Here is a 24,990-nt window from a genome sequence, read left to right as displayed (position 1 = left end):
CTCCGGCTCCTTCAACAGCAAACGGGTTCATCTTTTGATCAGTGACCATCGAGCGGAAACATTGCTCAAAGTGTAACACGTCTTCCGTTAGATGACCACATCCATGCGCACAGCGATGCGCCTGGCGCGTTGACCAGGATAGAAAAGGAAGAAGGGCGGCGGGCGCTTCGTCGAAAGACGTTTCTTCTGGTACAATTTTCTTTTGTATTATCGACGATCAGGAAGGGATCAGCTTGTGATTGAGCTGTTTTATGCTTCAAACGTCATCTCGCGCCGCCAGGGAATCCCCAGGCAGCGCCTGACGTTTGTCCTGTTGGTGGAAAATCACGCCTACGCCAAGCAGGTTGCCGTGCGCTGGCGAGGGGAGGACGGCGAGTGGCGGGACACCCCGGCTCGCTATATGGCGCCCACCGGCGAGGGGCGGGAGGTCTGGCGCGCCGACGTCGAGGTTGCGCTGACGGAGAAACGCTCGCTGCCGGGCAACGTTCAGTTCGTGCTGTACGTCAGCCAGCAGGGGCGCGAGCACTGGGAAAATAACGGAGGGCGCACCTACGCGTTGGAGGCTGACTGTGGCGTTCTGCTCGGCGAGCGTCATCCTGTGGCGCATCTCGATTTCTCTCCGCATGTGCGTCCAGAGCAGCAGACGCTTCCTGTGGCGGTGGCGGTGCGAGGCCGCGCCGCCGAGGTGGCCATCGAGTGGAGCACAGACGGTTGGAAGAGTAAACGACGCACAAAGTGCACCTTCTCCAGGCGCTACTGGGATCGAGAGGAGCTGAGCAACGCGCGCAATCCCAATCAGTACGGCGTCGGCGTCTGGACAGCGCGGCTGCGCGTACGCGATGCGTTTCGCGTTGAATATGCGATCCGCGCCGTCATCGACGGCAAAGAGCAGTGGGACAACAACCTGGGCGTCAACTACGTCGCCAAACGCGACTCCCTCAAGGTGATGATCCTCAACCTGCATTGCTATCAAGAAGAGAATCAGATGGCCAAGCTGGCGACGGTTGCGCAGGCGATCCGACAGTTGAAGATCGACGTCGTCTGTTTGCAGGAGGTGGCCGAACATTGGAACGATGGCGCCGGCGACTGGGCTTCCAACACGGCGCGCATCATCCATGCGCAACTTCCCCAGCCGTATTACATGGCGGTCGATTGGTCTCACCGGGGGTTTGAGCGCTATCGCGAGGGCGTCGCCATTTTAAGCCGCTATCCTTTTATGCGCACCGAGGCGCGCTACGTCTCTGAATCGCAGGATATCTACGATATTCACAGTCGCAAAGTGTTGATGGGGCAAATTCATGCGCCCGGCTTTGGTTTGCTCAACATTTTCTCCGTGCATCTGAGCTGGTGGGAGCAAGGCTTCCGCACGCAGTTCGACGCCCTTTGCGAGTGGGCCGAGCAGCGACACACACGCCACGTCGCCGCTACGCTGCTCTGCGGCGATTTCAACGTGCGCGTCGGCTCTCCTGGCTACGCATACATCGTCGAACAGAGCGATTTTGAAGATCAGTTTCTGAAGATTGCCGATCGGAGCGCCTTCGACGCCATCTTTCGGCATCCGCGAGACGACGGGGCGCGACGCATGGAGGAGGACAGACGCATCGACTTCATTTTGATGAAGCGCAACAGCAAATTGCGCCCTGTCGCAGCGCAACGCTTGTTCACAGACAATGTTTACGGGCGCGTCTCGGATCACGAGGGGTTTCTGGTGGAGTTCGAGCCGGTTTGATGGAGATGCTCACCGCGTATGGAATTCGCTGAAGAGTACGCCACGCCCATCGATGGGGAACTGGGCGTCCCGTTCGCAAAACGGAACGAGTTCAAGGAACTGTTTTATTTGCGCTGGGGAAAGATCCGTTTTGACGTGCGCTGGGGCTCAGAACTCAACATCAAAGTGCTGCTCAAAGTCTATCGCAGCGACGGCATCGTTGAACATTTCATCGTCGACACCGATCCCTATCGAGAGACGTGGAACTCGCATCGACGCGTGACGCGCGATTTTTTCATCCATCCCTTTCCCGCCACATATGGACGGGTGACCTGCGTCAAATTTTCCTACATCGTCCACCTGCACGAGCGCTCCATCCCGTCGAAGTTGGAGTACATTTTTTTCGATGGTCCGGACTTCGACAACGACCAGCATCAGCGCCGACGCATCACCGATCTGTACGCCACCCCGAACCGATGGCGCACGTATGAGCTGGATGCGGCAACGTTGCAGCGCAACGTCGACTGAATCAACCAGAATTTCGATGCGCTCAATATCGTGCCGAAGTTCACCAAAGGGCTGCCCCATCACCCCTATCACCCGAAGCGCTACATTCACGACCAGATTGACGCCGCCATCGCCCGCAAACGGAGTGCGCCGGATCGTCGGGAGACCATCAAAGTGTGCGTGGACTGCATCGACGACGCCGATTTCGTCAACCACTTGCTCTACGCCATGTCGCAGGGAGTGGAGGTGCAGGCGCAGGTGGACTGGCGCAAGATGACGTTGACGAACTCCGTCAACTATCTGCGCCTCAAACGCTCGGGCATGGAGCTGTTGGGCGTCTTCTGCACGCCGAAGCACCCCCTGATCGAGGTGGCGCCTGACATGCACAACAAATTTATCCTCTTCGGGCAGGAAGACGCCATTTTAGGCTCGTTCAACATCACCTTCGATCGCTGGGGGGCCAACTGGGAGTCGGGCATGACCTTTCGCTGCGCAGCGCTGGGGACCTTGTTCGACAACATTTTTCAGAGCATCCGCGGGGGCGTCATTCAAAAATATCAGATCGATCCGCTCAGCCGCTTTAACCTCTTATACACCTTTGGCAGGCAGACGCTGCCCAACGGCAAATATTATCGCCCGCATCACGCCATCCTCTCTGAAATCAACCGGGCGCAGCGCTCGATTCGAATCTGCCTGTTTCTGTTAGGGGAGATGGTGGGCGAACACCATGACAGCGTCGTCGACGCGCTGATCCGGGCCAAACAGCGCGGGGTGGATGTCCAACTGCTGCTCAACGGCCATCTGGCGCGCCAGGGAGACCCCAGCGTGGAGATTTCCATGCAGGAGGAGCTGCGTCGCCCCCTCCTGCCTGCGGTGTATCGGCTCAAAAAGGCCGGCGTGCCCGTGTTGCTGGCCTATGGACGGTACGATCAACCGGTTCCCTACTGCCCGATCCACTCCAAGTATTGCGTTGTGGACGAACGGATCGTGCTGGAGGGCAGCTTCAACTGGTACAACACGTCGGTCTTTTCGCACGATCTCTACGTAGTGGTGGCCGATGCAGCCATTGCGCGGCTCTATCTCAACGAATATGAGCAGACGCTGCGCGATTTCCGCATCTTTGATTGACTTCAGGACAGGAATGAAGCAGAGAAGCAGGGAGACGGCAAATGCATTTCCCGATGACGCAACGACAGGAGCAATTTCTGGCAATCGCAGAAAAGCTTGCAAATAATTTTGCTATGCGCGCGGCCGAACAGGATCGCACCGGAGCGTTCCCCTATGAAAATTTCGCCGAGATACGCGCCGCCGGTCTGCCGGCGCTGCCCGTGCCGGTCGAATATGGCGGATGGGGAGCCGATCTGCTGGAGACGATCCTCGTGACGGAGCAACTGGCGAAGGGCGACGGCAGCACCGCGTTGAGCTTTGTCATGCACCTGCAAACCATCGGCTCCGCCGCAGAGAAGGGAGACTGGCCGCCAGAGCTCTTCGCCAGCCTTTGCAAGGCGGCGGTTGAACGCGGCGCGCTGGTCAATGCGCTGGCGACCGAACCGAACCTGGGCAGCCCCAGCCGCGGCGGACGCCCTCAGACAATCGCCCGGCCTCGCTACGCGCCCGACGGAAAAGTTGCGGGATGGGTGATCGACGGCTGCAAGAGCTTCGCCAGCATGTTCCCCGTGCTCGATTACGCCGTCATTTCCGCTGCGCTCGAAGATGGCAGCGGTGAAGTTGGCCGTTTCCTCGTCGCCGTCGACGCGCGCTTCCAGGTTGACGAGCCCTGGGACGCCCTCGGCATGCGCACGACCGGCAGCCATACGGTGGCGCTGCGCAGCGTCGAGGCGCCCCCTCACGCCTTGATCGGGCGCTCTGCGCCCGGGGCGACGAAAGGCGGCGGCAACGCCTGGTTCACCCTTGGCGTCAGCGCCGTCTACCTGGGCGTTGCGGCGGCTGCGCTAGACGTCGCCGCGCAGTACGCACTCGAACGCACTCCCACCGCGCTTGGCCGCCCCATTGCCACGCTGGAGAGCGTGCAACGCCGTTTGGGGCAGGCGGCGCTGCTGCTGCACACAGCGCGTACACAGCTCTATTACACCGCTGAACAGTGGGCGCGCCATCCTGACCGTCGCAGCGACCTGGCGTCCTCACTCGCAATTGCGAAGGTGACGACGACCAACCATGCCGTCGAGGCGGTTGACCACTGCCTGCGCACCGTCGGCGGCGTCGGGCTGACGCGGGCGTTGCCGTTGGAGCGCTATTACCGCGATGTGCGCGCCGGCCTGAGCCATCCTCCCGGTGACGATGAGGCGCTGATGATTCTGGCGCAGGAAACCTTGCAACGCATCCGCAAGCAGCCTCTCGCCTTCTGATGCGACAAATGGCCGTTGACGCAAGGCTGTCGAAACCGCAAAAATTGCGACATCACCGTCTTCATCGTGGGGAAGGGTGCAATGTCGCTTTCATCTCGGTCTACGGATGCTTTCTCAGGCGGCGCAGAACGGTTTTCCCAGCCCGCACAACCGCAAGCGACCTCTCCGTTGCGCGCCATATTTTTACCTTACCTTCTGGGGTTGCTGACCGCCTTTACGCTTTCCGGCGTTGGCTTTCTAGCGCTGCGCCGCCCTGAACCTCCCCCGATTCAAATCATGCCGCCTCCCACGCCTGCGCCGACCGCCACGTTCACCCCCACGCCGACGCCGGGGCCGATTGCAGTCTACGTCAGCGGCGCAGTCAACGCTCCCGGCGTCTTTACGTTGCCTCCAGAGGCGCGCGTTGCAGACGCCGTCGCTGCAGCAGGCGGGCTGCGCGAAGACGCAGACTCTGCCCGCATCAACCTGGCGGCGCGGCTCTTCGACGCCGCCCAGGTGCATGTGTTGGCGATAGGCGAGCAAGGCGCTGTGGGGGCGCCGGTCGGACTCTCCGGCCTGCTGCCGACTCCGACGCCGGCGACGCGCTCGATAGGCGTTGAATCGGTTTCGCAGGGGTTGATCGATCTCAACACGGCGACGCGCACCGAATTGGAGTCGCTCCCCGGCATCGGACCTAGCAAAGCCCAGGCTATTATCGACAACCGCCCCTACACAACGATCGACGAGTTGGAGCGCGTGCCCGGCATCGGGCCGGCCACGGTCAACCGGCTGCGTCCACTGGTGACCGTTCAAACGCAGCCCTGACCTTTCATCGAGGCTCTCCTCGCTCAATTTTCTCCTACGCGCCTCGAACATCCAATCAGAATTGCGCCAGAATCCCGACAACATACAATGGTCAGCGCGACGCTACAACATCGGCGCACATTGCCGAGATTGCGCCGATCTTGCAACCGCCGCCTTTTGTTTTCAACGCAGACAAAGGCGTGGCCGTTGGACGCCGCGCCGGCAGTGCAGAACATCCACAAGCCAGAGGTCAAGAATAGCTATGGCAGAGGAAGAAAAAAAAGGAATTGGCGAGCAGGCCCGTGAAGCGATCATCGATGTTCGCAATGAACTGATTGTGCAAAGCGCAAATCTGTACCTCCTGGTGCGCAAGGTGCTGCTGTCGAGCCTCGGCGCCGTGGCTTTGACCATGGACGAGGCAAACGAGATCCTGACGAAGCTGGTCGAGCGTGGAGAAGTGGCGGAGGCGGACCTCCAGCGCATGATCGAGGAGCTGCGCGCACGACGCGCCAGGCGCGAGGCGGAAGCTGCGAGCGCCCACAATGAACCGACGCGCAAAGCGGCGAGCAGCCTGGAGGAAAGCGTCGAGACCATCCTGACGCGCTTGAATGTGCCCAATAAAAGCGAGATTGAGGAGTTGAGCCGCAAGATCAGCCAGCTCAATGAAAAGGTGACGGCGCTGAACCAGCATCGACAAAACGAGAAAAAATGAGGGCGAGCGGCGCCGCCGCGTGCGCGAACAAAGCAGGCTCCGTTCACTCCGATGGTTGCCAGGTGCGATTCGCTCGCGCGGCATTCTTTACAGCCTGAGTTGAGCGGATAGAAAGGCTACGTCGAATGCGAGGAATGCGCACCACCAGCAAAAGGCTCAGCAGCGCTCCGTAGATCATCGGCTCCCAACGTTCGGGGGCCTTCGCCTGCCAAAGGAAGTGCAACACCGCCAACGCCCCCGCCACATAGACGAGACGATGCAAGCGCTTCCAGCGCTTGCCCAGTCGTCTCATCCATCCACGCGTCGAAGTAAGGGCCAAGGGAAGCAGCAACAGAAACGCCAGGCTGCCGGCAAGGATGTAGGGCTTGCTCAGGAGAGCGTCTCGCACAATCAGCTCTAGATTCAGGCCGTAATCCAATCCAACGAAATTCAAGAGGTGCAGGGAAGCGTAAAAAAAGGCGATTAGCCCCAGAGACTTGCGGACGGTCAACGCCCTGTGAAACCCGAACATCGTGCTCAAGGGCGTGCAGGCGAGGCTCAGGAAGAGTGCGATCATGGCGGCGCGACCGGTCACATTGTTGATCGTGTTGACCGGATCGACGCCGAGGTCGCCGCTCGCAGCGCGCCAGAGGAGCCAGAAGAGCGGCGTCAGCGCTGCCAGCGTCACCGCCCACCAGAAGCCCTCTCTGCGCAGAAACGCCGCAAAGGCGATGCAGGCGCTTTTCACCCTTTGTCGTGCACTCGACAACATACGGGATAGGGTTCAGTAATTCCGCCGCAGATCCATGCCTTCGTAGAGATAGGCCACCTCCTCTGCGTAGCCGTTGAACATCAACGTCGGTCGGCGCCCGAGCTCACCGATGCGCCGCTCTGAAGCCTGCGACCAGCGCGGATGATCGACGGTGGGGTTGACGTTGGCGTAAAAGCCGTATTCGTGCGGCGCCGCCGTGCTCCACGTCGTGGCCGGCATCTCCTCGGTGAGCTCGATGGTGACGATGGATTTGATGCTTTTGAAGCCGTACTTCCACGGCACCACCAGGCGAATGGGCGCGCCCTGCTGGTTGGTGAGCGGCTTGCCGTACATGCCGGTGGCGAGAATTGTCAGCGGATGCATGGCTTCATCGAGGCGCAATCCCTCCTGATACGGCCACTCCAGGATGTTCATGCGCTGGCCGCGCATCTCCTCCGGACGATAGACCGTGACAAATTTAACATATTTCGCCGCAGATTTGGGGTCGGCGTCTTTCAGCAGCGACGCCAGCGGAAAGCCCACCCAGGGAATCACCATCGACCACGCTTCGACGCAGCGCAGGCGGTAGATGCGTTCTTCTTGCGTGTAGCGTTTGTAGATGTCGTCGATGTCGATCACGAACGGGTTGTTGACCAGGCCTGTCACCTCCACCTGCCAGGGATAAGGGTTAAATTTTGCGGCTTCGACAGCCACGGCCTCTTTGTTCGTGCTGAATTCATAGAAGTTGTTGTAATTGGTGATTTCCTCGAACTTATTCAGCGGATCGCCCAGTTCGTCCCGGTCGGCGCCGGCGGTTGGTTCGGCGTGTGCAAGGGCGGGCGGCAAATTCTCTGCGCGTCGCACTGGGGCCGCCGGCGGTTTATCCTCCACGATAGTGGCGCCACGGCCGGTGAGCGGCGCCGCAGAACAGGCGGCAAGCGCCAGCGACCCCACAGCTGCGCCGGCGGCCGCCATAAATTTGCGTCGGTTCAGGTAGACGTGCTCTGGCGTGATTTCAGAAGGCGAAATTTTGACCATAAACTCCTCTTTTCCGTTCCACAGCAGGGCTAATCTTATCCACGCTGAATGAAACAGGAGAAAGTATGTGCGTTCTCAAGATGCTCACACAGAAATCAACGCATGACGCACATACTGGATATAACAGGTTTGTCGGCGTAGGGCTGTATGATTTCTTTCATCTGCGCTTACCTGCCTACACTCATGATACGGGAAAGATGTAACAGAGAAATGAAAGGGAGATTAAGCGTCTGTGAACCTATTTGTTCATTGACAGCGCTTCCCATCGAAAAATCTTCACAGAAATCCTTCGGCGGAACGAGGTGGGCCCTCACCCCCTGCCCCCTCTCCCAAGGCTGGGAGAGGGGGAGAAGGGAGCGCCAAGGGCTTGGCTAACCGGCGAAGCGCTGCTACGAGCAGCGCCTACGAAATACGCCACCACGACGCTCTTCCGTAGGTGCGGCTCCCAGCCGCACATCCTCGGCAGGCCCCCAAGATACGGGATGAACCGGCGAAGCGCTGCTACGAGCAGCGCCTACGAAATACGCCACCACGACGCTCTTCCGTAGGTGCGGCTCCCAGCCGCACATCCTCGGCAGGCCCATGCAGGCTCTCACCCCCTGCCCCCTCTCCCAAGGCTGGGAGAAGGGGAGGAGGGAGCGCTGTAGTCCTCGGGGCCGATCAGAAGCCGTAGAGGATGGGGTGATAAACGGGATCGGCGAAGAAGGGGCGGCGGAATGTTGTGGAGCAACGATTCCGATTAGGAAAAAACATAGGAAAGCGGCGTCAGCTTTGGTTGCCTTTCACCGGCAGCCATACGCCAAACTCCGCCCCGCGGTCGCTTCCAGGCGCAGGGCTATCCACCCAGATGTGGCCGCCATGCGCTTCGACCAGCTTGCGAACGATCGCCAGCCCCAAGCCCGCGCCGCCTGTGGTGCGACTGCGAGAAGGATCGCCTCGATAGAACCGGTCGAACACATGGGGTAGGTCTTCTGCGGAAATTCCCGCTCCATTGTCCGTCACCGTCAAAATGACATGCCCCTGAGCGACGCAGAGGCGCACGACAACGTTGCCGTGGTCAGGGGCATGGCGGAGGGCGTTGTCGAGCAGATTGTGCAGAATTTGTTGAATGCGCGAGGCGTCCGCCTCAACCCACACCGGCTGCGACGGCGCCTCCACGCGCACAGAGATGTGATGTTCCTGGGCGCGCGGGTGGAGGGTGTTCACCAGTGCGCAGATCACTTCCACCAGATCGATGCGGCTTGGCTCGAGGCGGAGCTGCCCTGCCTCTGCGTTGGCGAGGGTGCGCAGGTCGTCGACCAGGCGACTCAGCAGCAGCGTCTCGGCGTGGAGCGCCTCCAGATTCTGCGCATCGGCGGGGAAGACGCCGTCTAACATCGCCTCAATGGCGCCCTGCACGCCGGCGAGCGGCGTGCGCAGCTCGTGGGCGATGTCGGCCATCAGGTTGCGTCGGAGCGTCTCTTGCGCCTCCAGCGAAGCCGCCATCCGGTTGAAGACGCGGGTCAACTCGCCGATCTCGTCGTTGCTGCGCACCGGCGCGCGGGCGCTCAGGTCGCCGGCGGCGATGCGTTGCGCCGCGCGCGTCAACTGACTGAGCGGAAGCGTAATCTGACGCATGAGCAAGGCGCCCAATCCCAGCGCCGTCGCAGCAGCAATCAGCGCGGCGACGAAGACGGTGCGCGTGATCATTTCGATGAGCATCTTTGGCTCGCCGCTGAGGGCGCCCATCAGCGCGCCTTCCACCACCAGCGTCCCCACCTCGACGTTGTTGGAAAGGATCGGCCAGCGTTGCAGCGGCGGCTCGACAAGGGGCGCCCCTCCTGGCTCGCCTGCAGAGTCGGCGACGACCCGACCGTCGCGATCCAATACCTGGATGCGGTTGGAAGGCATGCCCATCATAACGCCAAACACGCCGATCATGGGGCCATCCGACGCCTTGCGCACCAGTCGCCCTAACGCAGCGTCGAGTCCCTCCCAGCTTTGCCGATCGGCGTAATAGCGACTGAGCGCCTCTTGCATGGCTGCAGGGCGCACCATCTGCGCGCCCACCATGAAATGCTCGAACTGCGTGGCCGCGGCGCTGCTGCTCAGCCAGACGGTGGCCGTCATGCCGATGAAAATGATCAACGCAAAGGCGGCGGTTAGACGAAACCAGAGACGATTCAGCATCGCCGTTCAGCTCCTGGTCAACCGATAGCCGACGCCGTGGACGGTCTCGATGAAACGATTGCGTCGGCCCGAATCGCCTAGCTTGCGCCGCAAATTCTTGATGTGTGCATCGATGGTGCGAGGGAAGGCATCCTCGCCGCCGACGCCCCCGGCCTGAAGCACATCGAGCAGCTCGTTGCGGGTGAACGGCCGCCCGGGCCGGCGCATGAGCGCGTAGAGCAAATCGAACTCAGCAGCTGTGAGGTCAAGCGCCACGCCTTCCAACGTCACAGTGCGATGCACGGGATCGAGGCGCAGTTCTCCGTGCACAAGCGTCTGCGCCCCGGCGGTTAAAGCCGTCTGGTCGAGCCGGCGCAGGGCGGCCTCGACGCGCGCGGTCAGCTCGCGCGGGCTGAACGGCTTGACGACGTAATCGTCTGCGCCGATGCTTAAACCCTGCACTCGATCGGCTTCCTCCACGCGCGCGGTGAGCATGATGATGTAGACGGTGGCAAGCGCAGGGTCGCGACTGCGGCGCAGGCGTTGGGTGATCTCCCATCCACTGATCCCGGGCAGCATCAGATCGAGCACGATCAGATTGGGCTTCTCGTGGAAAGCGAGCGCAAGCCCTGTTTCGCCATCCGACGCCGTCAGGACGCGATGGCCCGCCTGCTCCAAATACCCCTGCACCACGCGACGAATCTGCCGGTCGTCCTCGATGACCAGGATCACGGCGGGCGTGAGGCTTCTTTCTGTCATACAATTTCAAAATTGCGCATCATGCCGCTGTCTTCGTGCTCCAGGTTATGACAGTGCAACAGGTAGACGCCGCGATAGCCGTCGAAGCGCACGAGGATGCGCACGCGCTCGCCCGGCATGAGCAATATCGTATCCTTCCAACCGCTGTCCAGCAACCCTTCGTTGACCGTCTCCCAACCGCGACGCTGTGCGTCATCGACGCTGCGGTCGAGCACCTGGAAATGCACGCCGTGCACGTGCACCGGGTGCGCCATGAAGTCTTTCATGCCGGCCATCATGCCGCCCATGGCGTCGGCGCCGCCGTGCTGCATGTGGGCGCCATGGTGCATGGCGTTAGAAGCGGCGACAGGCGCGTCCATGACATTGATCAGCTCCCACACTTCGGTTGCGCCGAAGCGCACCTTTTCATCGTCCGCAACGACGTCCATTTCAAAGCGTCGCCCGTTGATAGTCCAATTCATCTGATCATCCATTGCAAAGATGAAGGTGCGCGGGTGGTCGGCGTTGACGGCGTCGACCAGGGAGAGACGCTCAAATGGAAGAAGTTGCTCCGGCAGAGCCAGAGGGGCATCGACCGCTTCGGCGATGTGGAAGGCTGCGATCTCGAACGCCGCGCCGTTGGGCAGCGGCTCCGGCGCCATCATCATCTGCATCGGCCCTGCTTCCACGCCCTCAAAGGGCAGGCTGATCAGTTTCACCTCCTCTCCCGCCTTGCGCTGGCTGAAGTCGGCCCACAGCTCCACGCGTTCGCCGGGCGAAAGCATGACGTAGGGATAAGTGAGCGGACGTTCGAGCAGGCCGCCGTCCCCGCCGATGACGATCATCGGCGCGCCGTCGCTCCAGGCCAGCTTATAGATGCGTGCGTTGGAGCCGTTGAGAATGCGCAGGCGATAGGGGCGGGTGGCGACGGAGAATGCGGCGTTAGGGCGGCCGTTGACCAGAATTTCTTCGCCAAGGAAACCCATCATCTGCTCCATCATGCCCGCCATCCCGGCGGCGATGTACACGAGTTGGTGGTTGCGGTCAAAGCGGCGATCCTGGAGAATGAGCGGCAGCTCCTGTGCGCCGGCGGGCAAGCCGAGCGCAGCCTCTTGTGCGTCTGTGACGATGAAAAGCCCCGCCAGGCCGCGATAAGCCTGTTCCGCCGTGCGCTCGTGAGGATGGGGGTGGAACCAGTAGGTTCCCGGGCGAGTGCGCACCTCAAATTCATAGATGGCCTCCTGGCCGGGTTCGATCAACCGTGAAGGATGGCCATCCATCTCCGCCGGCACGATCAGCCCATGCCAGTGAATATTGGTCGGTTCGCTCAGGGTGTTGTGGACATACACGCGCACGCGCTGTCCGCGCGTCGCCCGCACGATCGGCCCCAGGTAAGAGTCGGGCAGATTCGTAACAGCGTCTGGCGCGCCTTCCAGCACCTCGCCGACGTAGGTGAGCACGCGCGTGGGGCTTCCTGCGAAGATCGGGACCTCCGCCGCCTTGACGGTGAGGCGAAACGCCAGGTCCACACTCTTTGCCGCAGTAGAAGCAGCCGCCGTCTGTGGCGTTGTGGGCGTCGGAGGGAGGGCGGCAGGCAACGGTGGAGCGGCGCAGGCGCTCAAACTCAGCGCAGCCGCGCCCAGCCCGCTGTAAAGCAAAAACTGGCGACGGGTCAACAGGCTGCGGCGGTGCAGTGAAACGTTTTCGGACATGTCGTTCTCCCTAGCCTCATCATAACAAACTTTCGCAAAGAGCTTCAGCGGCGCCTTTCTGGGCGCCGTCTTGATCTTTATTTCTGCACAAATATTTCTGCACAAAGTTGTGAAGCAAATATGAAGATAGGCGCAATTTCATTGCTCTTCGCACCTGCTTCACATTTGCTTCACAAATGAAGCGTATGCTGAAAAGCAGGAGGTTTTGTTATGCCATGTCATGGAGGTTTTACGATGATGATGGGGCCTTGGGGGTGGAGCGGCATGTGGTTTGGATGGCTGCTGATGGTTGGCTTCACCGTTGCAGTGATTTTGTTGATCGTCTGGCTTGTGCGGCTTTCCGCCACAGGTCGCAATGAAAACACGGGTGAAAGTCGAGTTGCGCAGCGCAACGAGTCGGCGCTGGAAATTCTCCAAGCGCGCTATGCGCGAGGAGAGATTTCCAAAGAAGAATATCTCGAGATGCGCGCAACCCTGAGTCAATGATGCGTTCGTCGCTCCGTGCTCGATCCGTGATGTCATCTGTCTTTCAACTCGAGGCTGGTGAGAGGCGCAAGGCTGTGGGAAGGAACGACAGGGCCCCTTGCGCCCTTTCCACGCCGGTTCTGTTGGTGATGCTGTCTTTTGCGCTGCTCCCTTTCGCGGCGCCTGTTGCCATGCATCTAGGCTGGAATGGTGTTGGAGAGGGTTTCTATCGATTCTATGCGCTTTTCTGTCATCAATTGCCGCAACGAAGCTGGTTTTTCTTTGGGGAAAAACTCACCTATACACTCTCTGAAATCCGGCAAGTGGCTCCGACGCTGACGCCGGAGAATATGCGGCAATTTATCGGAAACGAAACAATGGGATGGAAGGTCGCCTGGAGCGACCGCATGATTGCATTTTACACAATGACGCCTATCTTTGGATTGGTGTATGCATGGTTATCGCGTCGGATCGCTCTTCATCCTCTGCCCCTGAAAGTGCTTCTATTGGCGCTGTTCCCGCTGGCAATTGACGGAGTCTCCCATGCCTTGAATGACGCGCTCTTTGGCCCTGCTTCCACCGAGGGATTTCGCAACACCAATGCATGGCTGGCGGCTCTCACATTGAACCGTTTTCCCGGATTTTACGCCGGCGATCATTTAGGAACCTTCAACTGGTGGGTAAGGTTGTTGACAGGCATGCTGGCAGCCTGGGCTGTCGCCTTCACCTTATTCCCTTCGCTGGATCGTTTTGGAATGCGCAGACAATCCAACCATGAAACGCGGAGCCAAACTACCCGGTAAATTCCAGAGACGCAAAAACGCGCGGAAGAATCCTTTGCAGATTCCCTCATTTTCGGTTTTCGCCCTTGTGTTGCTGGCGACGGCCGCGCTCCTTGCGTCTGCGCTTTATTTCCAGAAAAATCCCTCCGTAGAGAGGGAAGACAGCTCTCCTGAAGCCGGTCAACCTGTCACGATCAACGGCGTGACCGTTCCGCCGCCGCCTGCGCTGGATGCATCTGCAATTGTTCAAGGAGAGCAGCTTTATGCTCAGCATTGCGCTGCATGTCATGGCGTCAATTTAGAGGGGGCGGCTAACTGGCGAGTTCCTCTGCCGGATGGTTCATTGCCTGCCCCACCTCACGATAGCAGCGGTCACACCTGGCACCATCCAGACTCTGTACTGATTGCGATTACGCGCAATGGCGGCGATCCGGCTCGAAATTCTCGTATGCCTGCGTTCAGGGGACAACTCACCGATGAAGAGATCGAGGCGGTCCTGACCTTCATGAAAAGTCGGTGGGGGGAAGAAGAGCGCCGGTATCAATGGTGGATCACTGTGATGAGCGCAAATCAGTGAGGAAAAGCCATGCATCATTCAAATCCTTCCGATCCTGCGCATGGGCGCCATGCGTCACACGCTGCACCTTCCACGCACTCGCCGGTCACGTCTCCGCATAGGCGAGGCATGCCCATAACGCACGACCATACGACGTCCCAGGCCGCCCCCAAAATTCATCGGGGGCATATCGATCACACCGGCCATGAGGCGTTGTTCCGCAGGCGCTTCTGGTGGTGCCTTGCACTCAGCATCCCTGTTATTCTTTACAGCGAAATGGTGCAACAGTGGCTGGGATGGAGCGCGCCCGCTTTCCCCGGCAGCAAATGGATTCCGCTGTTGTTCTCGGTCGTCGTCTTTGGGTACGGCGGCGTCCCCTTTTTACAGATGGCGATTCCGGAGCTAAAGAACCGCAAGCCGGGCATGATGGCGCTCATCTCGCTTGCGATCTCCGTCGCTTTTATTTACAGCCTCGTCGTAGAATTCGGCGGTTTTGGAGAGAGCTTTTTCTGGGAGCTCGTCACCCTGATCGACATCATGCTTTTGGGGCACTGGCTGGAAATGCGCTCCGTGCGCCAGGCCTCACGCGCCCTGGATGAACTGGTCAAGTTGCTGCCGGACACCGCCGAGCGCCTTCGACCGGATGGCGTTCCAGAAACTGTGCCTATTGCATCCCTGCGCGCAGGCGACCGGGTCTTGGTCCGGCCAGGCGCCAGCATTCCCGTTGATGGCGAGGTCATCGAAGGCGAGTCGGCAGTCAATGAAGCGATGCTGACGGGCGAATCCAAACCCGTGAAAAAACGGCCTGGAGATAAGGTGATCGCAGGCACGATCAACGGGGATGGCAGTCTGCGCGTGCGCGTCACGGCTACAGGCGACGAGACAGCGTTGGCCAACATCATGCGGCTGGTGGAGCAGGCGCAACAATCCAAATCTAGAACGCAAGTGCTTGCCGATCGGGCGGCAGGCTGGCTTTTCTATATCGCCTTGCTCGTGGCGGCGTTGACCGCCGTCGGCTGGACATTGGCCTCGGGCTTCCATCTGAAAACGATTGAAAGGGTGGTCACCGTGCTGGTGATTTCCTGTCCCCATGCTTTAGGATTGGCCGTCCCGCTCGTTGTGGCAATCACAACCTCTCTCGGCGCCGCCAATGGCATCCTCGTGCGCAATCGGCTGGCGCTCGAGGCAGCGCGCAATCTGGACGTTGTGATCTTCGACAAAACTGGGACAGTGACGGAAGGCAGGTTCGGCGTGACCGGTGTTCGCACTGCCGATGGGTGGACGGAGGAAGAGGCGCTCGCCATCGCCGCCGCTGCGGAAGGGGACTCCGAGCATTTGATTGCACAGGCGATTCGAGCCGAAGCGCAGGCCCGCAACCTGACGCTGCCGATGGCCTCTGGGTTCACTGCGCTCAAAGGAAGGGGTGTACAGGCTTCCATCGCCGGCAAGACGGTTTTTATCGGAGGGCCGCAATTGTTGGAATCACTAAGTGTCGTCGTTCCTGAAGCGCTGAGCGCATTTGCTGCGGAGGCCGGCCAGAAGGCGCAGTCGGCCATATATTTGATAGTGGAGCGGCAGGTGGTCGCCGTTCTTTCGGTGGCGGATGTGATTCGCCCAGAGAGCAAGGAGGCAGTTCGTTCTCTTCAGCAGATGGGGCTTGAAGTCGCCCTGTTAACGGGCGACAGTCGAGCCGTCGCAGAGGCGGTGGCCGCCGAGTTGAACGTCGACCATGTGTTCGCCGAAGTGCTGCCGGAGCAGAAGGTTCAAGTGGTCATGAAGTTTCAGCGCCATCAAAAACGGGTGGCGATGGTGGGAGATGGCGTCAACGATGCGCCGGCGCTTGTGCAGGCCGACGTGGGCATCGCCGTCGGCGCCGGAACCGACGTAGCCATCGAGTCGGCGGGCATTATCCTCGTGAAAAGCAACCCGTTCGATGTCGTCAAGGTGATTGCGCTCAGCCGGGCCAGTTATCGCAAAATGGTGCAGAATTTATGGTGGGCCGCCGGGTACAACATAATTGCCTTGCCGCTCGCCGCCGGCCTCCTGGCGCCCTGGGGCGTCCATCTGACGCCGGCGTTAGGCGCAGGGCTCATGTCACTGAGCACAATCATTGTCGCCATCAACGCCCAGCTGTTGCGCAACAGTCGAATCTTTAAACGTTGATACACCGGTGAATATCCTCTCTCTGTTGCGCACGTTTCCCAGCCATTGCTCTTCGCCGATTTTTTGCCTGAATGAAAAGATTTGGGTACGCTTCTGCCGTTGTGACAGAGGCTAGATTGGCACAGGTCGAATCGACGATGCACTGCGGCCTGTGCATCTTTCAAGAGATCGACGAGGAGCGCCATGAATTTCACCCATCTTCACCCCGCCACCGTTCATTTCCCGATCGCCTTTTTGCTGCTCGCCAGCGCGCTGACGCTTCTCCATTTATTTCGTCGACCGGCGCTGAATTTGAAGCCTACGATCTGGATGCTGCTTGTCCTGGGCTGGATTGGCGGAGGCGTCGCCGTGCTGACAGGGCTGCTTGCGCAGGCATACTTGCCGCCGCAGGCGCCCTATCGCGCCGTGCTCAACTTTCACATCTGGAGCGGGCTGGCGACGCTGACGCTCTATGGTTTTTGGCTCTATCGAGGCTGGACCTACCGCAGCGCCCGAGCGCGCCAGCAGCGCATGCGCAGCGGCGTATCGACCGAAGATCTGCTCGACGACGCCGCTGCGCGCTGGTGGGTTGCGTTGTTGGCGATCGCAGGCGCCCTCCTCATCGCAGCGACAGGCTGGTTCGGCGGTCGCCTGGTCTACGAATTCGGCGTAAACGTAGGATGAGCAGTTCCGGCGCACCTACGCAGCGGCCATCGATGCGCTGAGCCTCCGAACCGGTTCTTTGACGGCGCTCGGATTGAGCAAGCCATCCACGATTTTGGCCGAAGAGAGCACGCCCGGCAGCCCGGCGCCCGGATGTGTGCCGGCGCCGACGAAATACAGATTCTCAAAGTCCTCCGAGCGATTGTGCGGGCGGAACCACGCTGACTGCAACAAAGTCGGCGCCACCGAGAAAGCCGCTCCCAGATAGCTGTTGAGCGTGTCTTGGAAATGTAGCGGATCGATATAATGCTCGGCGATGATGTTCTGCTGCAGATCGGGCAGGTAGTTGTCCTCTAGGAACTGCATGATGGCGTCGCGATAGGGTTTGGCCTGGACGCTCCAGTCCACGCGAGCGTTCAGGTTGGGCACCGGCGAAAGCACATAGAAGGTTTCGCATCCTTCCGGCGCCATGCCAGGGTCGGTCATGGTCGGCATGTGCAGATAAAGAGAAAAATCTTCCGGCAGGTCCTGCTCGGCGAAAATCTCGCGCAAAAGCCCCTTGTACCGCTTGCTCAAGAGAATGTTGTGATGCGCCAGCGGCGTGCCGGTGTTGTAGCGCTTCTTCGTGCCGAAATAGATGACGAAAAGCGACATGCTGTATTTCTTGCTCTTCACCCAGCGGTCGCTGTTTCTGCGGCGATGCTCTTTTGGAATTAAATTGAGGTAGGTCCATGCCACATCAGCATTGGAGACGACGGCGTCGGCTGCATAGATCTCTCCGCTTGCCAGACGTACCCCGTTGACGCGTCCACCGTCGGTTAAAATTTCCTGCACCTCAGCGTTGAGATGCACCTGGACGCCAAGCTCCTGAAGCAGACGGCCGAACGCATCAACGATGGCGCCCGTGCCGCCCAGCGCATAATGGATGCCCCACTCTCGCTCTAAATAGTGAATCAGCACATAGAGCGAGGCGGCGTCGAGTGGGTTGCCGCCGATCAAGAGAGGATGGAAGGTGAAGCAGCGGCGCAGAAACTCATCCTCGATAAATTGGCTCACGTACCCGTAGACGCTTCGATAGGACTGCAGGCGAATCAGGTCGGGAACCACGCGCAGCATGTCGGTGAAATGAAGGAAAGGTTTGTCGATCAGCCCCATGCCCGTTTCGAAAATCTCTTTCGTGGTGGCCATGAAGCGCGTGTAGCCCTCCTTATCGCGCGGGTTCCAGCGTTCGATCTGCTGCAGAATATACTCATGGTCGCCGTTATAGCTGAAGGAGCGGCCGGTGTGGTCGAAAATCTTGTAGAACGGATCAAGTTGCACCAGCTTGAAGTAATCTTCGCGACGGCGACCGGCCAGCTCCCAAATCTCATCGAAGAGCCAGGGCGCTGTGATCACCGTCGGGCCGCCGTCGAACTTAAAGCCGTTGATCTCGTAGGTGTAGGCGCGGCCGCCGAGTTTGTCCCGCTTCTCGAAGAGCGTGACGTCATGTCCGCGCGCCGCCAACCGCGCAGCGACGCCCAATCCGCCGAATCCACTGCCGATGACGATAATTTTTTGTTTCATAGCAAGTCCTCATTCAAAAATGATGATAGGTTTCAAGTAGGCTTTGTGTTGATATAACTCACCTTACGCAGTTGGCTTTGTTTTCGAGAAGCTCTAGATTTATAACAAACGCAAAGGCGCCGGTTTCCTTGTAGGTGCGGCTCTCAGCCGCACGTTCTCGATGCCCCGCAAGGTCTTGGAGAATGCAAGAAAGCGTAGCTGCGAGCTACGCTACGGATTGCCTTCAGCCCGGCGGCTTTACATGCGCTTTGCGACTCTGCACCCAGATGGCCGTTGCGATGAGCGCCAACAGACCCGCAACGGTCAGCGCTCCCCACGCTACGACGGGGGTGGCGTTTTGCTTCACTGCAATGCCGATCAGGGCCCAGATTAACACAGCTACATAGGCCAGGTCGCACGCTTTCCAGGAAAAAATGACGCCAAGGACGCCGGCGACAATGATCATCAGCAAGGCCCAAAACGCCGGAGATAGCGGCTCCCCACTCCACTGCGCATCGAGCAGGACGATGGCGACATTGGCGACTGTCGCCACTGTGATCCATCCGAGATAAATGCTAAAAGGGACGTCGACGACCCAGCGTTCCGCTTTCGAGGCCGAGCCAGGAGCGCTTGTCAGGCGCCAATAGATCAGGATGAGGCTTGCCAGCAACGTTGCCATCGCCACCAGACTCAACATGAACTGGTTGTAGTGCCAGAAAAAGATCCAGGTCGAGTTGGCGGCTGCACTGATAAGATAGGGCCAGCGGATGCTGCGCAGCCGAGAGTTCGTGCGCTGCGCGGGAAGCGCCTGATAGACGGCGTAGCTGATCAGCCCCAGATAGATGACGCCCCAAATTGAAAAGACGTAGCCGGCAGGTGTAAACAGCGAGGGAAATCGATCGGAAATCTCGCCTGTGCTTTGCCCGTTGAGCGGCAGAGTCGTGGCCAGTCCGTTGACCAGAATCGTAGCCAGTGTGGCGGCCAGCACCAGAATCGGATACACCCGATCGCTGCGTTTAGTTGTATTCCGTTCAGCTTCATGTATGGCCAAAGTGTCGTTCATTATTTGCTCCTGTAACAGATTGTACAGGTTTAGTCTAGGTTAAAAATAAATTTTGTTCGGTGAGTATGCTCCTATTTGTAAATGGGGAGTGGTGGATCAAGAGATGGTCGCAGGAAGCTAGATGAGCGACGGAGAGGGAGGCAAAAAATCGGGGTGGTGCGCAGAGAGAGTTGCACCACCCCCAAGATACGGAAGCGCTTTTACTCGGGAAAAACAACCGAGATATTGAGCGGCGTCGTTTGCAAGATCGGGGCGAACTTGCCGATCTGGCGAAGCGCATCGAGCGATTCGGGGTCGGCGCCGGTGAGAACAGGGAGCACGCCGCCGTCCAATCCCAGCTCCACCAGATTGGCCATTTGGCCGCTATCCCAGCGGATCAGCGGCAGCGGATTGCCGTTTAGGGTGATGGCCAGCCCTTCCGGCCTGGTCTGCACGTTGATCGACTGAATGCCGAGTTCGGCGACCTGCTCCATCTGCTCGGCGTTCAGGTTCAGGCCTGCGAGAGCGTCGGGAGGCAGGAAGCCGGCGATCATTCCCAGCCCTTCCAGCGTCGCCGTGCCTGCCGCATCATAGCGAATCGTCAGAGGCCCTAGAGCTCCCAACAGACCGGCTGCAAATGGGGGAATTCCCAGCTCTCCCAGCACCTGCGACACCGCAGCCTGCACGCTGGCCTGCAGAGCCGCCCGATCGGGCGCCGGCCCAACCAGGGTGGGATTGTCGCCCGCGCCGGGGAAAAGGAACGCTACGCCCAGGCTCATGTTGCGCGCCAACGGCAACACCTTCACCAATGTATCGGCGTTGTCGACGCCGACGATCTCCAGCACCGCGCCCAAGGACTGCAGCGTCTCTGCATTCCAGTCCATCGTCAACATTGGCCTGCCGTTGGCGTAGATGGCAAGACCATTCGGCCCCAGGTCTACAAATGCGCTGCGCACGCCGGCCCTTCTCACGAGTGCGATCTGCTCCGGTGTGCGCGCCAGCGCATCCAGCTCAATGCCTAATGCAGAAAGGTCGATTCCTTTCAAGGAAACCTGACCCTGTTCATCGTAGACCAGTGCAATCGCCGGAATATCCACCACCAGCGCATCGGGCGGCGCAGAGGCGGCCAGATTGCCCTGCCCCGGGCGCGCCATACAGCCGGTGAGCACAGTGGACAGAATCAACAGCATGGAGAGCAAAAGCGCCAGCCGTCTGTTCTGCATGAGGAAGCCTCCTTGTTTTAATTTTCGTTCGTCTCAAATGATGAATCTCTGGATGGATGCCCCGTTTTATCCCAAAACCGGGCGTATGGAGAAGGCGCTGCAATGTACTGCAAAGCTCCCGACAGCTATTCTAGCACAGAGCAACCGTTTGTCCAACGCAAAAATCGAATCCACACCTGGCGCTCTTAGACAGACCTGACAAAAGATCAGGGTCAGGCGTATAATAGATTCGAAACGCGCCATTGCTGTGGCTTTTTGCTCTGGCTTTGGCGCCGCTGCGGTTGACGTCACCGATCGGAAATTTTTCATAGCTCGGCAAAGAGAAAAAGGGAGGCTTACATGACAACGCATAAACCGATCGAAAAACGGATGTTCGGACGCACCGGCCATATGAGCACAGTCACAATTTTCGGCGCAGTTGCGCTGGCTTCCGTTTCACAGGCGGAAGCCGACCGCACGCTCGATCTGCTGTTGGAATACGGCGTGAACCATATCGACACGGCGGCCTCCTACGGCGACTCAGAGCTGCGCATTGGCCCCTGGATGGACCGTCACCGCAAGGAGTTCTTTCTGGCGACCAAAACTGGCCAGCGCACTTACGCAGCTGCGCGAGATGAGATTCATCGCTCTCTGGAGCGCCTGCGCGTCGATTCGGTCGACCTGATTCAGCTTCACAACCTTGTGCATCCCGACGAGTGGGACGTGGCGATGGGGCCGGGTGGCGCCCTGGAGGCCTGCATCGAAGCGCGCGAGCAAGGGCTGGTGCGCTTCATCGGCGTCACCGGGCATGGCCGCACTGTGGCAGCCATGCATCGTCGTAGCCTTCAGCGCTTCGATTTCGACTCGGTCTTGTTGCCCTACAACTATGTGGTGATGCAAGACGAAGTCTATGAACATGATTTTGAGTTACTGTTGAAACTTTGCCAGGAGCGCAACGTCGCCGTGCAGACGATCAAGGCGATCACGCGCGGCCCGTGGGCGACGGCGGAGCGCACGAGCCCTGTCTGGTATCAACCTCTAGAGAGCCAGCGTTCCATCGACCTGGCCGTGCACTGGGTGCTTGGTCGACCGGGCATTTTCCTCAACACGGTGGGAGACATTCGCCTCTTGCCCAAAGTGCTAGACGCCGCTGCTCGCTTCGAACGTCGCCCAACCGACGAGGAAATGAAGGCGCTCGTGCAAGAAGAGCGCATGTCGACGCTCTTCGTATAATTGCACGCTCGACGGAGGGTCGGCGTGGCTGCAGCCGGATAATTTTTTATGGGGAATGGACTATGTGCAGAGGAGAAGCGGTCCTTTTACTTTTCAAGGATCGCCAGACTCAATAGGGCAATGAGAGAGGGGCGGTCTTCAGATCGCCCCTTCGACGTCTGCATCACTCCTCAACCTGCTCCTCGCCATGAGGGCGCACCATCAAAACCGGCTTGTTAACGCGAGCGACCACATATTGGGCGACGCTGCCGAAGATGAGCTTCTGAAGACCGGTGCGCCAGTGTGTGGTCATTGCAATCAGGTCGATCGGATGGTGTTCCACAAACTTGACGATCTCTTCTCCTCGATCGCCAAAGCGCACTTCGACGTCGACTTCATATCCCGCCTCTCGCAGCAGATGAACGTCGCCCGCCAGCTCGCTGCGCACTTCCGCCACTGCGCTTTCCCATTCCTGGCTGGCGTAGATCGGGTGGCGCGCCAGCGTCACATCGCGCTCCGAGGCGAACGTCGTGATGGCGACGTCGTAGCCCGTGGGCCGAGGAGGAAGCGGTGTGTGTCCTTCCGGCGGAGCGCCCACGCGCAGCAAAATCAGTTCAGCACGTTCAGGCGGGAAAAATTTAATCAGGTGTGGATAGATGTGGCGGCAAAAGGTGGAGCCGTCGTTCGGAACCAGGATGCGAAATTTGGTCATGGCGCAATCTCCTTTGATCAGCCATTGCAGGCGCCCGCTTGAGGCGCATGTCCGTCCGCCTCGTCTTCGAGGCGCGCAATTTTCACCCTCCATTTAAGGATAGCATGGTTTATTTTCGATCGCCCTGTACGCCTGTCCCCCTTCCTGCATGACATCGCTCCCAATTGCCGCAAGCCCACCTACTGTGGGCTTGCGGTCGGCTTGCATAAACATCGAAGGCGCTTCGGCTGTAGGCGCTGTTACGCATTTCAGTGGACGGAGACGAACTGCTCCTCTTCCGTAGAGCCGCTGAGCGCGGTGGTGGAGGCGGCGCCGCCGGTGACCGTCAATTGCACTTCATCGAAATAGCCGGCGCCGACAAAAGTCTGGTGTTTGACGGCGGTGAAGCCGAACTCGCGCTCCATGGCGAATTCTTTCTCCTGGAGGCGCGTGTAGGCGGCCATGCCTTCGTCTCGATAGGCGCGCGCCAGCTCGAACATGGCGCTGTTGAGCGAGTGGAAGCCCGCCAGCGTGACGAACTGGAATTTGTAGCCCATCTCCCCCAACCGCTCCTGGAAGTTCGCGATGGTCTTTTCGTCGAGGTTGCGGCGCCAGTTGAAGGAAGGCGAGCAGTTGTAGGCCAGCATCTTGCCCGGGAATTTTTCATGGATGCCCTGGGCGAACTCGCGCGCTTCGCCGAGGTCCGGTCTGGAGGTTTCACACCAGATCAGATCGGCGTAGGGCGCATACGCCCGCCCGCGCTCGATGGCGTACTCGATGCCGCCCTTGATGGAGTAAAAGCCTTCAAAGGTGCGGTCTCGACCGACGATGAACGGCTGGTCGCGGGGATCGATGTCGCTGGTGATCAGCTGCGCCGAATCGGCGTCGGTGCGGGCAATCAAGAGCGTCGGCGTCCCCATCACATCGGCCGCCAGGCGCGCGGCCACCAGCTTGTGGATAAACTCGCGCATTGGCACCAGCACCTTGCCGCCCATGTGGCCGCATTTTTTGGCCGAAGAGAGCTGATCCTCGAAATGGACGCCGGCCGCCCCTGCCTCGATCATGGCGCGCATCAGCTCGTAGGAATTGAGCGCACCGCCAAAGCCAGATTCGGCGTCGGCGACGATCGGCGCCATCCAGTAGCGGCCATGCTGGCCATTCATATGGTCGATCTGATCGGCGCGCTGCAGCGCCTTATTGATGCGCCGCACCAGCGTGGGCACGCTGTCGACCGGATAGAGGCTCTGGTCCGGGTATGTTTCGCCCGCCGTGTTGTTGTCCCCCGCCACCTGCCAACCGCTGACATAAATCGCTTTCAGACCGGCCTGCACCATCTGCACGGCCTGGTTGCCTGTCAGAGCGCCCAGGGCGCGGATGAACGGCTCACTGTGCAGCAGGCTCCAGAGCCGCTCGGCGCCCATGCTTGCGAGCGTATATTCGATCATGAAGCTGCCCCGTAGCCGCAGCACCTGCTCTGCGGTGTAAGGGCGTTCAATGCCGGCCCATCGCTGCAATGTCGTCCATTCCTGGGTCATCTGTGCGGCAAGATTCTGCTCGTGCATGGCTTTTTCTCCTCCTGCTTTGAACGTGATGCAAACTCTCGGTTCTCGGCGCCGGCTTTGAAACTGAACAAACTTGCACACCGGACGAACCATGTGCGAGGGGACGTTGCAGGGGAACAACGTCCAGTTGCATCTATCTTGCAGAAGAGGAGTTGCAATGCGGTTGCAGTGAAATGAAATGTTTCAAGAGGATGGCTCGTTCACGACGAGCAGCCGGACGTCTGTAGCCTGGACGCCGCGCTCACCCTCCTGAACGGTGAACTCCACCAGATCGCCCGGGCGGGGGAGGCGCTTTCCCCGCACTGCGTTGCGATGCACATAAATTTCCGGTTTCCGGGCGCGAACGATAAATCCATATTGTTTGCGTCGGTGAAACCATTTCACCAACCCGCGCTCACGCCCCGGCGCAGGCATGATCTGGCGGCAGCCCGGACAGTAGCGAGGCGCAACGGCATCGGGTTGTCTTTGTTCCTCCTGCGTCCACAGGAAAGAGATCCCACAACGAGCGCAGTACAGCTCTTCATCCCGCCATTCCAGCTTCGCCATCTTGCCTTTTGCCCTTCAAATTTGACATTTCCTCGTTCGCTTGTTACCCTTAATATAATATGGCGACGTAGCCAAGTGGTAAGGCAGGGGTCTGCAAAACCCCGATCGCCGGTTCAAATCCGGCCGTCGCCTCTCTTCTTTTT

Annotated in this window: 23 protein-coding genes and 1 tRNA gene; 13 read left to right on the top strand and 11 right to left on the bottom strand. The window is 59.6% G+C overall.

The genetic code is table 11. The features are described 5' to 3' along the window. The first annotated feature begins 235 nt into the window (after positions 1–235). The 6 genes from Q0367_RS05810 (at position 236) to Q0367_RS05785 (ending at position 6,076) form a co-directional block, all read left to right on the top strand. Positions 236–1,729: an endonuclease/exonuclease/phosphatase family protein gene (locus Q0367_RS05810; RefSeq protein ID WP_297638006.1), complete on the top strand. Its 1,494-nt coding sequence runs from the start codon at positions 236–238 to the stop codon at positions 1,727–1,729. Between the two features lie 18 nt (positions 1,730–1,747). Then, positions 1,748–2,236: a hypothetical protein gene (locus tag Q0367_RS05805; RefSeq protein ID WP_298981210.1), complete on the top strand. Its 489-nt coding sequence runs from the start codon at positions 1,748–1,750 to the stop codon at positions 2,234–2,236. A 30-nt stretch (positions 2,237–2,266) separates the two neighbouring features. Next, complete coding sequence (locus Q0367_RS05800; RefSeq protein WP_298981208.1) at positions 2,267–3,343, top strand: phosphatidylserine/phosphatidylglycerophosphate/cardiolipin synthase family protein; 1,077 nt, start codon at positions 2,267–2,269, stop codon at positions 3,341–3,343. Between the two features lie 41 nt (positions 3,344–3,384). Next, entirely contained in the window at positions 3,385–4,581 is a 1,197-nt protein-coding gene (locus tag Q0367_RS05795) for an acyl-CoA dehydrogenase family protein (protein WP_297638001.1), read from the top strand. A gap of 81 nt (positions 4,582–4,662) precedes the next feature. Beyond that, positions 4,663–5,385, top strand: a complete 723-nt coding sequence (locus Q0367_RS05790; protein ID WP_297637998.1) for a ComEA family DNA-binding protein — start codon at positions 4,663–4,665, stop codon at positions 5,383–5,385. A 61-nt stretch (positions 5,386–5,446) separates the two neighbouring features. Next, entirely contained in the window at positions 5,447–6,076 is a 630-nt protein-coding gene (locus Q0367_RS05785) for a phasin family protein (protein WP_298981207.1), read from the top strand. A gap of 43 nt (positions 6,077–6,119) precedes the next feature. Here Q0367_RS05785 and Q0367_RS05780 read toward each other — a convergent pair whose 3' ends face one another. The 5 genes from Q0367_RS05780 to Q0367_RS05760 all read right to left on the bottom strand — a co-directional run bounded on the left by Q0367_RS05780 (position 6,120) and on the right by Q0367_RS05760 (position 12,442). Further along, positions 6,120–6,827, bottom strand: coding sequence for a sulfite oxidase heme-binding subunit YedZ (locus tag Q0367_RS05780; protein WP_297637992.1), 708 nt, complete (start codon positions 6,825–6,827; stop codon positions 6,120–6,122). Between the two features lie 12 nt (positions 6,828–6,839). Continuing rightward, positions 6,840–7,844, bottom strand: coding sequence for a protein-methionine-sulfoxide reductase catalytic subunit MsrP (gene msrP, locus Q0367_RS05775; protein ID WP_297637989.1), 1,005 nt, complete (start codon positions 7,842–7,844; stop codon positions 6,840–6,842). A gap of 765 nt (positions 7,845–8,609) precedes the next feature. Beyond that, positions 8,610–10,013 (bottom strand): cell wall metabolism sensor histidine kinase WalK, encoded by a 1,404-nt coding sequence (locus Q0367_RS05770; protein WP_298981206.1) that lies wholly within the window; start codon positions 10,011–10,013, stop codon positions 8,610–8,612. Positions 10,014–10,019: 6 nt separating this feature from the next. Continuing rightward, entirely contained in the window at positions 10,020–10,751 is a 732-nt protein-coding gene (locus tag Q0367_RS05765) for a response regulator transcription factor (RefSeq protein WP_297637983.1), read from the bottom strand. Further along, the gene (locus Q0367_RS05760) at positions 10,748–12,442 is read right to left on the bottom strand and encodes a multicopper oxidase family protein (protein WP_297637980.1); all 1,695 of its coding nucleotides are present in this window, start codon (positions 12,440–12,442) and stop codon (positions 10,748–10,750) included. The genes Q0367_RS05765 and Q0367_RS05760 overlap by 4 nt, the downstream gene beginning before the upstream one ends. A gap of 234 nt (positions 12,443–12,676) precedes the next feature. Here Q0367_RS05760 and Q0367_RS05755 point away from each other — a divergent pair, with 234 nt between their 5' ends. The 5 genes from Q0367_RS05755 (at position 12,677) to Q0367_RS05735 (ending at position 17,071) form a co-directional block, all read left to right on the top strand. Continuing rightward, a complete protein-coding gene (locus Q0367_RS05755; protein WP_297637978.1) occupies positions 12,677–12,928 on the top strand; it encodes an SHOCT domain-containing protein in 252 nt (83 codons plus the stop codon). Positions 12,929–13,002: 74 nt separating this feature from the next. Then, positions 13,003–13,710 carry a DUF2085 domain-containing protein gene (locus Q0367_RS05750; RefSeq protein WP_297637971.1) on the top strand — a complete coding sequence of 236 codons (708 nt, stop codon included), beginning with the start codon at positions 13,003–13,005 and terminating at the stop codon, positions 13,708–13,710. Then, the gene (locus Q0367_RS05745) at positions 13,682–14,266 is read left to right on the top strand and encodes a cytochrome c (protein WP_297637969.1); all 585 of its coding nucleotides are present in this window, start codon (positions 13,682–13,684) and stop codon (positions 14,264–14,266) included. The genes Q0367_RS05750 and Q0367_RS05745 overlap by 29 nt, the downstream gene beginning before the upstream one ends. 108 nt (positions 14,267–14,374) lie before the next feature. Continuing rightward, complete coding sequence (locus Q0367_RS05740) at positions 14,375–16,408, top strand: copper-translocating P-type ATPase (protein WP_297637967.1); 2,034 nt, start codon at positions 14,375–14,377, stop codon at positions 16,406–16,408. 183 nt (positions 16,409–16,591) lie between these two features. Further along, positions 16,592–17,071: a DUF2231 domain-containing protein gene (locus Q0367_RS05735; RefSeq protein ID WP_297637965.1), complete on the top strand. Its 480-nt coding sequence runs from the start codon at positions 16,592–16,594 to the stop codon at positions 17,069–17,071. A 15-nt stretch (positions 17,072–17,086) separates the two neighbouring features. Here the strand turns inward: Q0367_RS05735 and Q0367_RS05730 are convergent, their stop codons facing one another. The 3 genes from Q0367_RS05730 to Q0367_RS05720 form a co-directional block, all read right to left on the bottom strand. Continuing rightward, a complete protein-coding gene (locus tag Q0367_RS05730; RefSeq protein ID WP_297637963.1) occupies positions 17,087–18,613 on the bottom strand; it encodes a phytoene desaturase in 1,527 nt (508 codons plus the stop codon). 223 nt (positions 18,614–18,836) lie between these two features. Further along, a complete protein-coding gene (locus tag Q0367_RS05725; RefSeq protein ID WP_297639142.1) occupies positions 18,837–19,655 on the bottom strand; it encodes a TspO/MBR family protein in 819 nt (272 codons plus the stop codon). Between the two features lie 200 nt (positions 19,656–19,855). Further along, positions 19,856–20,857 (bottom strand): hypothetical protein, encoded by a 1,002-nt coding sequence (locus tag Q0367_RS05720; RefSeq protein ID WP_297639145.1) that lies wholly within the window; start codon positions 20,855–20,857, stop codon positions 19,856–19,858. Between the two features lie 339 nt (positions 20,858–21,196). On the opposite strand from Q0367_RS05720, the gene Q0367_RS05715 reads away from it, so the two are divergent. Continuing rightward, the gene (locus tag Q0367_RS05715) at positions 21,197–22,069 is read left to right on the top strand and encodes an aldo/keto reductase (protein ID WP_298981205.1); all 873 of its coding nucleotides are present in this window, start codon (positions 21,197–21,199) and stop codon (positions 22,067–22,069) included. Positions 22,070–22,232: 163 nt separating this feature from the next. Here the strand turns inward: Q0367_RS05715 and Q0367_RS05710 are convergent, their stop codons facing one another. The 3 genes from Q0367_RS05710 to Q0367_RS05700 form a co-directional block, all read right to left on the bottom strand. Further along, positions 22,233–22,760: a universal stress protein gene (locus Q0367_RS05710; protein WP_297639159.1), complete on the bottom strand. Its 528-nt coding sequence runs from the start codon at positions 22,758–22,760 to the stop codon at positions 22,233–22,235. A 248-nt stretch (positions 22,761–23,008) separates the two neighbouring features. Further along, positions 23,009–24,301: an isocitrate lyase gene (aceA, locus tag Q0367_RS05705; protein WP_298981203.1), complete on the bottom strand. Its 1,293-nt coding sequence runs from the start codon at positions 24,299–24,301 to the stop codon at positions 23,009–23,011. Positions 24,302–24,484: 183 nt separating this feature from the next. Further along, on the bottom strand, positions 24,485–24,847 hold the full coding sequence (locus Q0367_RS05700; protein WP_298981201.1) for a cold shock domain-containing protein: 363 nt from the start codon (positions 24,845–24,847) through the stop codon (positions 24,485–24,487). A gap of 61 nt (positions 24,848–24,908) precedes the next feature. Between Q0367_RS05700 and Q0367_RS05695 the strand changes: the two genes are divergently transcribed. Further along, positions 24,909–24,979, top strand: a tRNA-Cys gene (locus tag Q0367_RS05695). Positions 24,980–24,990: the final 11 nt, after the last annotated feature.

It is taken from the genome of uncultured Caldilinea sp. (assembly GCF_937128415.1).
Lineage (GTDB): Bacteria > Chloroflexota > Anaerolineae > Caldilineales > Caldilineaceae > Caldilinea.
This window is presented reverse-complemented; position numbering and strand designations above follow the sequence as displayed.

Coding starts and splice junctions, on each gene's coding strand:
- Q0367_RS05715 (WP_298981205.1), top strand. CDS start 21,197: ATGACAACGCATAAACCGATCGAAAAACGGATGTTCGGACGCACCGGC.
- Q0367_RS05795 (WP_297638001.1), top strand. CDS start 3,385: ATGCATTTCCCGATGACGCAACGACAGGAGCAATTTCTGGCAATCGCA.
- Q0367_RS05725 (WP_297639142.1), bottom strand. CDS start 19,655: ATGAACGACACTTTGGCCATACATGAAGCTGAACGGAATACAACTAAA.
- Q0367_RS05700 (WP_298981201.1), bottom strand. CDS start 24,847: ATGGCGAAGCTGGAATGGCGGGATGAAGAGCTGTACTGCGCTCGTTGT.
- Q0367_RS05805 (WP_298981210.1), top strand. CDS start 1,748: ATGGAATTCGCTGAAGAGTACGCCACGCCCATCGATGGGGAACTGGGC.
- Q0367_RS05730 (WP_297637963.1), bottom strand. CDS start 18,613: ATGAAACAAAAAATTATCGTCATCGGCAGTGGATTCGGCGGATTGGGC.
- Q0367_RS05755 (WP_297637978.1), top strand. CDS start 12,677: ATGATGATGGGGCCTTGGGGGTGGAGCGGCATGTGGTTTGGATGGCTG.
- Q0367_RS05740 (WP_297637967.1), top strand. CDS start 14,375: ATGCCCATAACGCACGACCATACGACGTCCCAGGCCGCCCCCAAAATT.
- Q0367_RS05735 (WP_297637965.1), top strand. CDS start 16,592: ATGAATTTCACCCATCTTCACCCCGCCACCGTTCATTTCCCGATCGCC.
- Q0367_RS05760 (WP_297637980.1), bottom strand. CDS start 12,442: ATGTCCGAAAACGTTTCACTGCACCGCCGCAGCCTGTTGACCCGTCGC.
- msrP (WP_297637989.1), bottom strand. CDS start 7,844: ATGGTCAAAATTTCGCCTTCTGAAATCACGCCAGAGCACGTCTACCTG.
- Q0367_RS05790 (WP_297637998.1), top strand. CDS start 4,663: ATGTCGCTTTCATCTCGGTCTACGGATGCTTTCTCAGGCGGCGCAGAA.
- Q0367_RS05780 (WP_297637992.1), bottom strand. CDS start 6,827: ATGTTGTCGAGTGCACGACAAAGGGTGAAAAGCGCCTGCATCGCCTTT.
- Q0367_RS05765 (WP_297637983.1), bottom strand. CDS start 10,751: ATGACAGAAAGAAGCCTCACGCCCGCCGTGATCCTGGTCATCGAGGAC.
- Q0367_RS05745 (WP_297637969.1), top strand. CDS start 13,682: ATGAAACGCGGAGCCAAACTACCCGGTAAATTCCAGAGACGCAAAAAC.
- aceA (WP_298981203.1), bottom strand. CDS start 24,301: ATGCACGAGCAGAATCTTGCCGCACAGATGACCCAGGAATGGACGACA.
- Q0367_RS05710 (WP_297639159.1), bottom strand. CDS start 22,760: ATGACCAAATTTCGCATCCTGGTTCCGAACGACGGCTCCACCTTTTGC.
- Q0367_RS05770 (WP_298981206.1), bottom strand. CDS start 10,013: ATGCTGAATCGTCTCTGGTTTCGTCTAACCGCCGCCTTTGCGTTGATC.
- Q0367_RS05720 (WP_297639145.1), bottom strand. CDS start 20,857: ATGCAGAACAGACGGCTGGCGCTTTTGCTCTCCATGCTGTTGATTCTG.